Raw genomic sequence first — 14,326 nt, forward strand, 5'->3', positions numbered from 1 at the left:
GTAAGGGCACTCAAAGATAATTTATTGCAATTCACTACAATAACGAAGTAGTTTTTTCAGATCGTCTTCCCGCTTGAAATCAATGGATTCCCGAACCAGATAGTCCGTCACCAGGGGGCGGTGTTTACCAAATACTTTTAACAGATTTGATTTCGTGGCGGAGAAAGACCGGTTATTTCGGTCAATCATAAAATAATCACGACCTTTTATCAGGACCAGATCACCTTTTCGTTCCAGCTGACTGACGGACATGTTCCCGGACGAATACGATTGATAGGTAGTAATGGCTCCCGTACCGTTCGATTGATCGTAGCCGCCCATCCGCTCGGTTCTCGCCATTTTTAATCCCTGTCGGGTCACCAGTTTGACGGTTGAATAATCCGCGATGATTTCCAGATAGCCTTTTTTTCGATCATGCAGAAATACGTCGTCGCCAACACCGACCAGCCGGACAACGGGCTCATCGGCCAGCGCCAGCGTATCCCCGCGCGAGTCGATAAACTGCATTTCGCCCAGCAGGATATTGTAATTGAACCGGGCCGTTGCTACCGTTCCGTTCAGGTACATCACCTTGCCGGATCGGAACTGCTCATAGCGGTAGCGGGCGGTAAACGGAACCGCTTTCTCTCCGCCAATTCCGCCTTTGACCCGGATCACTTCGGTCGACTGAGCCAGTATGGCACCCTGCGTCATCAACCCGATGCCTAGCGTAAACAGGACCGTTTTCATGGCCGACAAATCAATTATTACAAAAACTGGTGCCAGCGCCCGGAAAGGCACTGGCACCAGTTTTATTCAAAATCATGCTTTTAAGCTTAATAACCGGGGTTCTGGATCAGCTTCTTGTTCCGGTTCATTTCATCCCGGTTGATCGGCAGGAAGTAAATTTTGTCAGCCCATTTCCGGTTTTCCTTACCCGTTCCCAAATCCTGCACACTGTACGTATAGTTGTAGTTGTCTTTGCTGTACTTATACGTTGTGACGGTTTTACCCGGTTTCAGTTTACCCGAAACAATCATGATCTGGGCTTGTTTGCCGAACTCGACCGGTGCGGTCATCCAGCGACGGACATCGTAGAAACGTTGCTCTTCAAAAAGCATTTCGATGTTCCGCTCGTTCTGATAGCGGGTTACCAGCGCGGCACCGGTTTCCGTAATGGCAGGCATACCGACCCGGTAGCGGATCTTGTTCAACCAGGTTTTCGCATCGGCTTCCTGACCCAGGGCTAGCAAGGTTTCGACGTAGTTGAAGACCACTTCCGTAAACCGGATCTGGATCGACGGTACTTCCTGGCGGATACTCATATCGAGCAGGGTCGGATCGGGGTCCATGAATTTCCGGATTCCGTAACCCGTCCAGGTTCCGTTCCAGTTTTCGATCGAGCTGTTGCGGGTATCCAAACCAGAGTATTTGGTCGGAGCCGATGAGCTACCGACTTCATACTCACCCATCTGGATCTGACCGGCCGGGTCGATACCGGCTCCGTCCGGTGTACGCGGTTTCCACTGGGCACCATCGTACAGAATCGAAGCATAGAAGCGCGGATCGCGGTTTTCGTACGGCGCGGCAGCGTGAGTCGGGTTTTTCCAGTCGAATTTCGTACCGTCCATCATTTCGTAGCTATCCACCAGTTTCTGGGTAGGCTCGCTCGAGGTCCAGCCGTGGTAGCCATTCGGCATGTTGTTACGCGGGAACCAGGAACCACCATCGTCGAACGAAGCGCGGATGTAGTACTTCAGGAAAATACCGTCAGCTTCACCACCATTGCGCGACAGATACATGTTGATGTAGTTCTGTTGACCTTCTGCCAGGGGAACGGGAGCCGTCAGGTTCAGTTTGTAGCCGTACAGGTTCATGTCAATAACGGCTTTGGCCGCATCTCTCGCTTTCGTCCAGCGGGCAACCCGGTCGCCACTCACATAACCCAGCAGCTCCGGATTGGAAGCGGCCGCAATGACCGTCGACTTGGTTTTCGCCGTCGGGATGTCGTGCAGATCGCTGGCGGCATACAACAGCACGCGGGATTTCAGCGCCAGCGCGGCACCCTGCGTGGCACGACCGCTGGCCAGCGTTTTGCCTTTCAGCAAGATGGCGGCTGAGTCCAGGTCACTTACAATGGCATTTACACATTCTTCGTAGGTATTCCGGGCAATGGTAAAATCCGGATTGTCCAGCGTATAGGGGGATTTGATGATCGGAATCCCGCCGTAGTAGCGCAGTAATTGATTATAGTAATACCCCCGAATAAAATACATTTCACCTTTCAGGCGATCCGCAATCGTGGCATTGTCGAACTTCGGTTTTGCCAGGTTGGCAATGGCGATGTTGGCCGCCCGAATCCGGGAGTAGAGTGCGCCCCATTCCGTCATCGGCGGAACAGTTCCGATGTTCGACGGGCTCACGTTGGCTTCGTTGACATCCTGCTTACCGAAGCTGTACAGGGCATTGTCAGTCTGGCAATCGAAGTTCATCTGGGCCAGAATACCGTCGCGGAGACCGTTGTAGACGTCCGTACAAAACGCTTCTGCCAGGTTCTGATCCGACCAGACCGCTTCGCCCGATACCTTATCGAGCGGCTTGGTGTCCAGAAAGTCGCTATTACAAGCTACCAGCGTCGCTCCCAATAGCAGGGTAGACGACAGGTATTTTACTATATATTTCATAATGTGTAGTAAGCTTTAATATTAGAAACTAACTGATAAACCCGCGTTCAAAACCCGCGCCTGTGGATAGTACTGGGCGCTGCTGCTGGTTGATTCCGGATCGAACAGACCTTTCATGGCCGGAGCGTACGTGGCCAGGTTGAGTCCGTTTACATACACCCGGAGGTTGTTCAGACCAATTTTGCTCGACAGCAGGGCTGGCAACGTGTAACCGATTTCGACGTTTTTCAGACGGATATAATCCGTTTTCTTTAGCCAGTAGCTCGTACCGTTTGAGAAGTACTGATTACTCCGGTCAACGATCCGTGGGTCAACTGAACTGGGGTTATCGACTGTCCAGCGGTGATCGTAGCTCCATTTCAGGAAGTTACCAATGGTTCCCGATTCCGTTTGCAGGAAGATCTGACCACCCGTAGAAGCCTGAATCAGGATGCTGAAGTCGAACCCTTTGTACGACAGCGTACCGTTGATACCACCCTGGAACCGGGGCTGGTTGTTGCGGTCGGCCCGAACCCGGTCATCACCGTTGATTTTTCCATCGCCGTTGATATCCTTCAGTTTCATGTCGCCGGGGCGCAGCAAGCTGGCACCCACACCGCTGTAATCCAGCGTGTTTTTGTCGATATCGGCCTGTGACGTGAAGATACCGTCATACTGGTACAGGAGCGTACCGTTCTGCTGGTTCGGGTCGTTGACGTTGCTCGGAATGGGTTTGCCGGTTGATTTCTGCCACTCGGGTGCACCCGGCGTTTCGTCCCAGAACGTGATCTGGTTTTTGGCATAACCGCCGTTTACGCTCACGCTGTATTTCACCTGACCCGCCTGACCGTTGTAACCCACGCGGAATTCATACCCTTTGTTGCTCACTTTACCAATGTTGGTAGCGGGCAGGGTCATACCGGTGGTTTGCGGAATGGAAGCACTTTTGCGCCACAGGATGTTCGACCGGTTGTTTTTGAACACATCGAATTCGAAGAAAATCTTCCCATTCAGGGCCGATCCTTCCAGACCAAGGTCCGCATTTTTGGCAACTTCCCAGGTTAACGTCGTGTTCGGTACCCCGTTTTCATACAGCGTTTGCGAAACCTGTCCGCCCGTTACATACCCCCAGTTGGAGTTAACGGGGTCACCGTAAGCATACGTTGGCAGGTAATCGTATTCACGAAGTACGTCGTTGAAATAAACCTGGTCGTTACCCAACTGGCCGTAAGAAGCCCGCAGTTTGAGGGAGTTGATGACCGGAACGGCATTCTTGAAGAAGTTTTCTTCCGAAATCCGCCAGCCCGCCGATACACCCGGGAAGAAACCCCAACGGCTTGCTTTCGGGAACATGTACGAACCATCGTACCGCCACAGGAATTCTGCCAGGTATTTTTCCTTGAAGTTATAGGCAGCCCGACCGAAGTAGCTCATCCGGGCCCGTTGCCAGGCGGCTGTGGTGTTGCTGTTCTTCTCGGCGCTACCACCGGCGAATAACTGGTCGATGGCCGTTGAGGCAAAATACTTCCGATAGCCGGAGAAACCGTTCGAGTTCGAGGCTTCTTTGGTTATACCGGCCAGCAAGGTGATGCCGTGGTTACCCGCGAACATGTGATCGTAGGTCAGGATACCCGACAACAGGGAGTTGAACTGGTCGTTCGTATATTGGTTCAGCGTTGCCTGAGCCGGACCTTTGGCTACCCGCGTCAGGATCGGCTGTTTGTTGGCGTCGTAAGACGTGTAATCCCAGCTATACACGTACCAGGGTGTTTGCCAGGTTTTGCCTTGCTGAATGTATTTGTCCAAAGCCACGCTACCGCTGAATTTCAAACCCGGAATCCAGGGGTTGGTCACGTTAACGGTGGCATTGCTTTGCACGTAGTAGCGCGTATCGCGGTCATAACCGGTCGCGTTGGTCGTCACCAGAACCGGCTGCTGACCGTTTTCGATATCCGGAGCAGGTTGTCCGTTGGGCCAGAAAGCGGGTTTATTCGGATAACCGCGCATCAACATCCGGAAAATGGCACCGGCACCAACTGTTGGGAAAAACCGGTTTTCCTGACGGCCTACCACACCCACAACCGTATTGATGTACTTGTTGACTTTGGCATCCAGGTTCAGACGGAAGTCATACTGCTTGTAACCGGTTGCGGAGTTTTTGTAATAACCATCCTGATTCTGGTAGTTGGCCGACACCAGGTATTTTACGCTTTCGTTACCACCCATCAATTGCAGGGTATGTTTCACCTGCGGTGACCATTGTTTCAGGGCTGCACCAAACCAGTCGGTGTTGGGGTGTCCCCAGGGATCGGAGCCGTCGTTGAATTTCTTGATATCGTCGGGCGTAAAAGCAGCTTTGGCAATGGCACCGTTGTCCGGGCGGGTAAAGGTACCCGTGGTGTTGAAAGCGTCCGAAGCGCCTTTCCAGTACTGTGCCGGTAGGTTATACACGTTAATCTCATTATTCAGCTGAGCGTATTCGGCGGCCGTTGCCATTTTAGGAATGACAGTCGGCTGCGAAAAACCCTGGTTGAAACTGTACGACAATTCCGGCTTACCGGTTTTTCCGCGCTTGGTTGTTACCAGGATAACGCCGTTGGCAGCCCGTGAACCATAGATGGCCGCTGCCGCATCTTTCAAAACGGAGATACTTTCAATATCCGCCGGATTGATCCGGTCAAACCCCCCGGCCCGGGCCGGCACCCCATCCACAACGATCAGCGCGTCGGTGTTTCCCAGGGTGTTAGATCCCCGAATCCGGATTTTGGAACCATCATAACCCGGCTCACCACTGGAGTTGGTGGCGATAACGCCCGGCATCCGGCCCGCGATGGAGTTACTCATGTTCATGGCCGGTGATTTCACCAGATCCGTCCCTTTAACGGTTGCTACTGAACCGGTAATGGTTTCTTTCTTCTGCTCACCGTAACCCACGACAACGACTTCGTTCAGGGTACTGACGTCATCCGCCAGCTTGACATCAATGACCGAGCGACCGCCGATGGCGACTTCCTGGCTCACATAACCAATAAAAGAAAAGACCAGTGTTGCGGTTTTATTTGACACGTTGAGGGTGTACGTACCATCCGCAGCCGATGTTGTTCCCTGGGTCGTCCCTTTCACCACAATACTCACGCCGGGCAGCGCATCCCCCTGTCCACCCGTCACCTTCCCTTTGACGGTGTTTTGAGCAAACGCCCCGGTGGCCGCAACAATCATTAGATAAAGTACCAATAGATACCTATTTTTCGGAGGTACCAGATAAGTAGCCTTTTTCATACATACTAGATGGTTTAAGATTAGTTTGGTAATAATTGGTTTGTACTAACTGAATTGGCAGGTACTCTCACACGGAATTAGTGTGGACGGCAAGGACATAATCGTCAATTAGACCCCGGTGTCTGGTAACACCGGAAAGTCCACTCAGCAAGTTGTGTAGGAACTGATTACTCTGGGGGGAAATTCAAATGAAAGGAGTAGTTGTTTTTCATGATTAATAGAGATGGTTTTGGGACAAATAGAATAATGCAAAGGTAAAATAGTTGTTAACGTATTCGATATTCATTAACCGAATTTTAACATCTTTTTGCCGGGATATCACTAAAGTCTGGTAAACTATACTGTCTTCAAAAGACAAACCGGAATAGTTCAAGAAATCATTTGTATCCAAATAATAGCGTTAAGGTAAGAATAGAATATTAATTATAAAATATTGAAACAATAAAAGTCAAAAGTGAGTCAAAACCGGTTAAAAATTAGTCACTCGTCAGACAAAATAGAGCCTGTTTCTGAATTAGGATTAGCCGTCTTGAATCTGTGGAATCTCGGTTCAAGACAGCCTCTTAACTTTTATTAACACCCACAAAAAACCGCCGAACCCCGATTGCGCTACCTTTAGGGCAACCAAAAATGGCTTGCCAACGGGGCGTATGCTACAAAACTACTTCAAAATTGCCTGGCGAAATTTAACCTCCCAGCGGAGTTACACGCTGCTGAATATCCTCGGCCTTTCCATCGGCATGGCGGGCGGACTGCTGATTTTTCTGTTCGTCCGCTACCACCTGAGCACCGACCGGCACCATTCCAAATTCGACCGGATTTTTCGGGTAGTGTTCGATCTTCACCTGGAGGATGGCTCCGTTGAATACTATCCCGAAGCACCGCTTCCAATGGCGCAGGTCTTGCGGACCCAGTATCCGCAGGTCGAGCAGGCGGCTTTTCTGATCATGAACCGCGATCTGCTCGTCAGTTACCGGAAACCGGGCGACCCCGGCGTAACCCGATTTCAGGAACACACGGGCACGGGGATGACCGAACCGGCCTATTTCGATATCATGGATTACCGCTGGTTGCAGGGGAACCCGAAAACCGCCCTGCGTGATCCGAATACGGTGGTCCTGACTGAATCCTGGGCTAAAAAATATTTCGGCAATGCCGATCCGATGGGCCAAACGCTGAATCTGAATCACACCGTTAACGTGAAAGTGACGGGGATTCTGGCCGATCCGCCCCGGACGACCGACGTGGATATGCAGGTATTTGTTTCGCTGGCGACCCTCAAAGCCCTGGACCCGAAATACGACCAGACGAGCTGGGGGCAACTCAACAGTAACTACCGGCTTTTCTGCACCCTGAAAAATCCGGAAACCGTCAGCGCGCTGGAAGCCGCCATGCCCGCATTGGTGAAGAAACAATTTGGCGAAAATGCCCGCTATTTTCAGTTTCATTTTCAACCCCTTCAGAATGTCCACTTCGACATTCGGCGCGTGGCGACGGGAGCCACGGCCATTCGTCCGTCGCTGCTCTGGTCGCTGGGGCTGGTGGGGGTTTTTCTGGTGCTGACGGCCTGCATCAATTTCGTCAATCTGGCGACGGCGCAGGCGCTGCGACGCAGTAAGGAAGTCGGGATTCGCAAAACGCTGGGCAGTACGCGGGTGCAGTTAATCCGTCAATTTCTGCTCGAAACGACGCTGATTGTGCTGACGGCCACGGCTTTCGCGCTGTTGCTGGCGGTTTTGCTGTTGCCGCTCTTCAACCGCTGGGCTGGTATTTCGTTGGTGCTCCACCTCGACAGCCTGGCGCTCGGTTTTATCGGCTTATTGATTGGTGTTGTGGTGTTGCTGGCGGGGGGCTATCCGGCTGCGGTTTTGTCGGGGTTCAGTCCGTGGGCGGCTCTGAAAGGCAAGATTCCCAGCCGGAAGTCGGGTAGTCACGTGGTTCGGCAGTCGCTGGTCGTGACACAGTTTGTAGTTTGTCAGGCTCTGATCATCGGTTCGCTGGTGGTTGCGACGCAGGTGCGTTACCTCCAAAACGCCGATCTGGGGATGGACAAAGAAAATGTGGTAATTGTGCCGCTGCCCAAATCGCAGAAATCGTTGCGGGAAACGTTCAAAAATGAACTCCGGCAATTCCCCGAAATCAAGTCCGTGAGTGCCAACCACCGGCCGCCCTCAGCCCAGATCATGAACGGCGGCTCGTTCAAGTTCGAATCCGATGAATGGGCGAGTTTCCCGATTCGCGAACGACTTGCCGACACCGAATACCTGAAAACCTACGGACTCCAGCTCGTAGCCGGGCGCAATATTTCGGAGAGCGACACGATTCGGGAGTACCTGGTCAACGAAGCGTTTCTCCACAAAATGAACATTCGGGATCCGCAGAAAGTCCTGGGTCGCCGGATGCAATATTACCTCTCGTCGGAGTTGCGGCCGATTGTCGGCGTTGTCAGGGATTTCCACCTGCGCTCCCTGCGCGACGAGATTGCGCCCTGTTTCATTGCCAGTTACGCCGATCAGTACCGAAACCTGGGCATCCGGATTGCGGGAACGAATCCCTTGCAAACCGTTCAGCGCATTCGGAATGCGTGGGAGAAAGTGTTTCCGGACGAGGTCTTTGAATACGAGTTTCTGGACGATCAAATGGCCCGGTTTTACGAAACGGAACAATTGATGCTCCGCTTGGTCAACACGTTTGCTGGCATTGCCATTCTGATTTGCGGTCTGGGCCTATACGGTCTGGTGTCGCTGGTGGTCGTTCAGCGGACGAAAGAAATCGGGGTGCGGAAAGTGCTGGGCGCGTCGGTAAGCAGCATTGTGGCCCTGCTGTCGAAGGATTTTCTGAAAGTGGTGCTGATTGCGCTCGTAATCGCTTCGCCGATAGCCGGTTATGTAATGAACCAATGGCTGCAGGATTTTGCCTACAAGATCAGTCTTACGTGGTGGATGTTTGCGCTGGCGGGTGGTTTAGCGGTGGTGGTTGCGCTGGTTACGGTTTCCTTCCAGAGCATCAAAGCCGCTTTAGCGAATCCGGTGAAGAGCCTGCGGACGGAGTAACGTACTCGCGGACTGAACGGGGCCGCCCGACGGTCCGTGGGGATACCTCAACTATTCCTTAAAAATATCGGATAGGCCAAGTTGGATGTCAGTTTGTACATCGTGCAGGGTTCCATCCGTAAAAACTTCCTGCTGACCAGGCGTTAACACGGTTACCTGCCTGAACTGAGGAATAACAACCCAAACGGTACGAACTCCGGACGGGAAATAAATGTCCAGTGCTTTATCGGTCAGGTCAGTTAGCGCCTGTCGGGGTGATAGAATTTCGATCGCAATTAACGGCGGAGTCGTCAGACGAATAACGTCTCTGAGCCAGTTGGCTTTACCGAGTTGGCAAATGGCAACATCCGGTTTTGCCCGGCCGTGGGAAAGCTCGAATTCTAATTCCGGCAGAATGTCATATTGTTCATCGTATTTCCCCAGGCTTTTAGTGAGCCGGTAAATAAGCTTGGCGTGGTTATAAGACATTACATCTTCCGTTTGGAACTCCTCGAATACATCAAATTGGGGTGTTTCCATAGCGAATTGAGTTTTTATCAAATATAGCGGAAATAGAGGAGGAAGGGAAAAGGGAATAAGAAGTCTTGGCTGGACGGTAGGTGTTACCCTTCGAAAATTTCGGCTAGACTCAGTTGAACACCCGTGACGGGATCGACAACGTTGCCTTCCGTGAAGTTGGTGTGCTGACGATTGGGCTGGAAAATGGTGACGATCTGAAGGGACGGGGATACAATCCAGACGGTTTTGACGCCCGCCGGAAAATGCTTCTTGTAAACCCGCTCGATCAGCGAATTCAGGCTTTGTTCGGGAGACAGAATTTCGATGGTTGTGATCGGGACATCCTGAACAACAACCTCATCGACAAGCCAGTTGGCCTGACGTTTGGGAAGCAGGCACAGATCGGGGCGGGTTTTGCCGGAAGCAAATTCGAAATCCAGTTCAGTCAGAATGCTGTACTGGGTGCGGTAGGCTAAACGCAGTAAAAAAGACAGATGACTTTGTAGTTCTGAATGATTGTAACTCGACATTTTTTCGTCTTCAAGTTCGGTGGATAGAGCAACGGGCGTTTCCATAGCGGATTGAGTTTTTATCAAATATAACAAAAATAGCAAGTTCATGCTGAGCAACTACCTCAAAATCGCCCTGCGCAACCTCTGGCGCAACAAATTCTATACCGGTTTGAATGTCGTTGGACTGGCCGTCGGGCTGGCAGCCTGCCTGTTGATGGCTCTGTATGTCAACCACGAGTTTTCGTACGACGGTTTTCATACCAAGGCCGACCGTATTGTACGCGTAACGACCGAGATGAAAACGCCCGAGTCGCCGTTGTCGATTGCGTCCAGTCCACTGCCGCTGGCGACGGTTTTGAAACAGGATTACCCGGAAGTCGAAACGGCGGTGCGGCTCCTGCCGGCATCGGCGATGGTGCGGCATCGGGACAAGTTGCTGAAAGAACCGGACATCTATTTTGCGGATAAGGATGTGTTTACGGTTTTCACCTATTCGTTTCTGGCCGGAAATCCGGCTTCGGCGCTGGCCAACCCCAACAGCGCGGTCATTACGGAGCGGTTTGCCAAAAAGTATTTCGGAAAAACCGATGTGTTGGGAAAAACCGTTGAGCTCAATAAACAGCTTTACCAGATTACGGGCGTCGTGGCCGACCCACCCAGCAATACCGATTTACCCGTTACGGCCCTGTTGTCCAAAACGTTTACCGGTGCGCGGTCGTGGGTGGAAGACGATTTTCCGTGCTACACCTATGTGCTGTTTCGGGAGGAACCCAATCTGGCGGTTTTTAGCAAAAAACTGGCGCAACTCGCCGAGAAATACGCCAATCCCGAACTGAAAAAAATGGGTGCGGAAGGCTATTCGCTCGTCTTACCAGTCGAGCGGCTGCAGGACGTCCATTACAGCACCGGCAAACTGGCTGACACCCCGAAGGGCAATAAACAGTACGGCTATCTGTTCGCATTTCTGGCCGTTTTTGTGCTGATCATCGCCCTCCTGAATTACATCAATCTGCTGACGGCCAGGGCCACTGAACGGGCGAAAGAAGTCGGGATTCGGAAGGCCAACGGCGCCCGGCGCGGCCAGTTGATCCGGCAATTTTTGTTTGAGTCGTTGTTGCTGAGCGGTTTATCAGTTGCAATCGCCGTAGTGCTGGTGTATTCGATGATACCTTTTTTCAACGAACTGTTACAAATCCGATTGTCAATCGTCTTCTCAGAAGCCGTATCACTGAGCGGGTTTACGTGGTTGCTGGTGACGCTGGCGGGCGGTTTGTATCCGGCGTTTGTGTTGTCCAACTACCGCCCGGTCGAGGTCCTGAAAGGGCGCGTTGGCAGCTTCGGAAAAGGGGCCTGGCTGCGTCAGTCGGTTATTGTTTTTCAATTTATGCTGGCCGTGGGCATGATTACGGGTGTTCTGGTGATTCGCCGGCAAATGAACTTTATGCAACAGCACGATCTGGGTTTCCGAAAAGAAAGCATTCTGAGCGTCTATTTGCCGGAAGACTCGACGGCGCGGGCCGCAGCTGGGGCTTTTGCCGCCAGCCTGAAAAACCGCAGCGAAGTGGGCGAAGTGACGATCGGTTCCGGTTTGCAACCGTCGGGTTTACTGCCGATGGCTTCCACCACGATTCGGACCAACGGCAAAAAGCGGGAAATCATGAGCAATTACCAGTTCATCGACGATCAGTTTCTGCCCCTGCTGAACATCAAACTCAAAACCGGTCGCAACCTGTCGGCCAACATCAAATCCGACCTGAACGGCGGTTTCATCGTCAACGAAGCGTTTGTCAAAATGGCGGGGTGGAAAGATGGTATCGGGCAGACGATCGACGGATTCAATCACAAGGGAAAAGTGGTGGGCGTGGTCAGGAATTTTCATTACCGCTCGCTGCACAATCTGGTCGAACCGCTGGTGCTGGTTTACAACACTTTTCCCGCGAATAGCCTCATGCTAAAGGTGAAAGCGGAAGATTTGCCCGCCGTCAAAGCGGTTTGGGAACGCTATTACCCGCTCTATCCCTTCGATTACGCCTTTTTGGAACAATCCTTTGAGAGCCAATACCGTAAAGATCGGACGTTGGCAACAATTTTTAATGGTTTCACGTCATTAACCATCCTGGTCTCTTGTTTAGGACTCTTCGGTTTTATTACCTTTACAACCGGGCAACGAACAAAAGAGATCGGCATACGCAAGATTTTAGGGGCCTCGGTCGTTAACGTGGTGTTATTGCTCTCCAAAGACTTTCTCAAGTTAGTTATAATTGCCTTTGTCATTGCTGCTCCGGTTGCCTGGTTTGCGCTGGATCGCTGGTTGCAGGATTTCGCATACCGTGTCGGATTGGAAGGTTGGATTTTCGCCCTGGCAGGCAGTCTGGTGATCCTGATTGCGTTGCTGACGGTGTCGTTCCAGTCCATCAAAGCCGCCCTGGTGAATCCAGTAAAGAGTTTGAAAAATGAATAGCACGGGGCAGTGAGCGTTGGGCATAGGGTAAAAGCTCCTTTTTTTTACCCTACGCCCAACGCCCCATACCCTCTGCAATACTTCCTACAAAACCAGTAAACACACATGAAAACAGCAATTACTCTTGCACTCTTAGGAATCAGTGTCGCGGCCATCGGGCAGGATCGCTCGACGATTAGCCGGAGCATTAACGACAACGGCAAAACGGTACGGATTAAAATCGACGTGGAACAACCCAGCCGTACGATTCACTACGACCAGGAATTTGATGCGTCGGGCATGAGCAAGGAGGAAAAAGAATCGCTGATCAGCTCGATTCAGGATTCGCTCGGCGTACACATTGTTGTCAGTCCGCCCCGCGCGCCCAAACCGCCCGTTGCGCCCCGTGGCGTTGTCAGAACCTCGCGCTACGAGTCGGGTGAGGTGGCCGTTGCTGCCAAAGGAACCGGTCATTCCGGCAACCGCTCGAAAAATGAAGACAGCAACCTGCCGAAAAACGTCATTGTAGCCCCGGACGGAACGCCGTATACCAAAACCGTCATTGAAGACGCCGAAAATAGCCGCGTCAAACTGAAGTACGAATACAAGCTCGACGGCGAAGAACACGTCTTCGAGCGGACGCTCAACGTACAGGGCAAAAGCGAATCCGAACGCCAGCAACTGATTGCCGAAACCGAGCGTGGGCTGGGCCTGTCGAACGCCCGGAAATAATCCGGCAGCGGGCTTGGGGCGTTGGGCAGAGGGTAAAAATCAGAGACTTGTTCCCCTCTGCCCAACGCCCCATGCCCGCTGCCATTTCACAAAAACAATAAATCTCTTCCTGCCGTAAATTTTAACGCGTACCTTAGCGACCTGAATGGCTTTGGGGGTGTCCCGCGCGGACTGAGATTAGACCCTTCGAACCTGACACAGTTCATACTGTCGTAGGGAAAAGCTGGAGAGAACGCTGCTTCTTTCTTTTTGATTTCCGTACCGGGAAACGCACCCACGCGTCCATTCTGCTTTTTGCTCACGTCAAAACCGGTACGTTGTGAATACCCTAGAAACTGATTTGAATGCCTTGCGGGCGTCGGCTCCGCTCGTGCACAACATCACGAATTACGTGGTGATGAATTTTTCAGCCAACGCCCTGCTGGCCGTCGGCGCGTCGCCGGTGATGGCGCACGCCGTTGAGGAAGTGGAAGAAATGGTTGGCATTGCTAGCGCCCTGGTCATCAACATCGGAACGCTTTCGGCGCCCTGGGTGCTGGCCATGAAACGGGCGATGAAAAAAGCCGCCGAGCTGGGAAAACCCATCGTGCTGGACCCCGTCGGTGCGGGCGCAACGAGTTACCGCAATACGGTTTTGGCCGAACTGCTGGAAACCGCTTCTCCTTCGTTAATTCGCGGAAATGCGTCGGAAATTCTGGCGCTGGCCGGTTTGGGCGGGCAGACCAAAGGCGTCGATAGCACGGCGTCGTCCATGAACAGTCTGGAAGCGGCCCAATCCCTCAGCGAACGGTTTGGCAGTGTCGTCAGCGTCAGCGGGGCCGTTGATGTCATTGTGCAGAAAAACCGGCTGGCGTATATCGAGAACGGACATCCGCTCATGACCAAAGTAACGGGCATGGGTTGTTCGGCTTCGGCCATTGCCGGTGCATTTTGCGCGGTTCAGCCGGACGTTTTTCAGGCGGCTGTTACGGCGGCAACCACGATGGGCGTTTGTGGCGAAATCGCTTTCAGCAAAGCAACCGCGCCCGGCAGTTTTCAAATCGCTTTCCTGGATACGCTGGCCGAATTGACTTCTGATAGGCTTACGGAATTGGCGCGGATTAGATAAAAATAGATAAAAGAGTAGAGACAAGAGAAGTGAGACTAGATCATTACTTTTAACGCATGCCC

At 52.3% G+C, this 14,326-nt stretch carries 9 protein-coding genes and 1 riboswitch; of the genes, 4 read left to right on the plus strand and 5 right to left on the minus strand.

Annotated elements, in window-relative coordinates:
* Nucleotides 1-21 precede the first annotated feature (21 nt).
* The 3 genes from GJJ30_RS23240 to GJJ30_RS23250 all read right to left on the minus strand — a co-directional run bounded on the left by GJJ30_RS23240 (nucleotide 22) and on the right by GJJ30_RS23250 (nucleotide 5,861).
* Nucleotides 22-729, minus strand: coding sequence for a hypothetical protein (locus tag GJJ30_RS23240; protein WP_154177591.1), 708 nt, complete (start codon nucleotides 727-729; stop codon nucleotides 22-24).
* 86 nt (nucleotides 730-815) lie between these two features.
* Nucleotides 816-2,663, minus strand: coding sequence for a RagB/SusD family nutrient uptake outer membrane protein (locus tag GJJ30_RS23245; RefSeq protein WP_154177592.1), 1,848 nt, complete (start codon nucleotides 2,661-2,663; stop codon nucleotides 816-818).
* 21 nt (nucleotides 2,664-2,684) lie between these two features.
* Entirely contained in the window at nucleotides 2,685-5,861 is a 3,177-nt protein-coding gene (locus GJJ30_RS23250) for a SusC/RagA family TonB-linked outer membrane protein (protein ID WP_438821611.1), read from the minus strand.
* 710 nt (nucleotides 5,862-6,571) lie between these two features.
* Between GJJ30_RS23250 and GJJ30_RS23255 the strand changes: the two genes are divergently transcribed.
* On the plus strand, nucleotides 6,572-8,974 hold the full coding sequence (locus GJJ30_RS23255; RefSeq protein WP_154177594.1) for an ABC transporter permease: 2,403 nt from the start codon (nucleotides 6,572-6,574) through the stop codon (nucleotides 8,972-8,974).
* A 51-nt stretch (nucleotides 8,975-9,025) separates the two neighbouring features.
* On the opposite strand, the gene GJJ30_RS23260 is transcribed toward GJJ30_RS23255, so the two are convergent.
* Both GJJ30_RS23260 and GJJ30_RS23265 read right to left on the minus strand, forming a co-directional pair.
* On the minus strand, nucleotides 9,026-9,493 hold the full coding sequence (locus GJJ30_RS23260) for a Uma2 family endonuclease (protein WP_154177595.1): 468 nt from the start codon (nucleotides 9,491-9,493) through the stop codon (nucleotides 9,026-9,028).
* Nucleotides 9,494-9,576: 83 nt separating this feature from the next.
* Nucleotides 9,577-10,047: a Uma2 family endonuclease gene (locus GJJ30_RS23265; RefSeq protein ID WP_170299265.1), complete on the minus strand. Its 471-nt coding sequence runs from the start codon at nucleotides 10,045-10,047 to the stop codon at nucleotides 9,577-9,579.
* A 43-nt stretch (nucleotides 10,048-10,090) separates the two neighbouring features.
* Here GJJ30_RS23265 and GJJ30_RS23270 point away from each other — a divergent pair, with 43 nt between their 5' ends.
* From GJJ30_RS23270 to thiM, 3 genes are all read left to right on the plus strand, one after another.
* The gene (locus tag GJJ30_RS23270) at nucleotides 10,091-12,445 is read left to right on the plus strand and encodes an ABC transporter permease (RefSeq protein ID WP_154177597.1); all 2,355 of its coding nucleotides are present in this window, start codon (nucleotides 10,091-10,093) and stop codon (nucleotides 12,443-12,445) included.
* A gap of 105 nt (nucleotides 12,446-12,550) precedes the next feature.
* Entirely contained in the window at nucleotides 12,551-13,156 is a 606-nt protein-coding gene (locus GJJ30_RS23275) for a hypothetical protein (RefSeq protein ID WP_154177598.1), read from the plus strand.
* A 143-nt stretch (nucleotides 13,157-13,299) separates the two neighbouring features.
* A riboswitch (TPP riboswitch) is annotated at nucleotides 13,300-13,392 on the plus strand.
* Nucleotides 13,393-13,475: 83 nt separating this feature from the next.
* A complete protein-coding gene (thiM, locus tag GJJ30_RS23280) occupies nucleotides 13,476-14,264 on the plus strand; it encodes a hydroxyethylthiazole kinase (RefSeq protein ID WP_310588370.1) in 789 nt (262 codons plus the stop codon).
* The last annotated feature ends 62 nt before the right edge of the window (nucleotides 14,265-14,326 follow it).

The organism is Larkinella terrae (assembly GCF_009668025.1).
GTDB classification, from domain to species: Bacteria; Bacteroidota; Bacteroidia; order Cytophagales; family Spirosomataceae; genus Larkinella; species Larkinella terrae.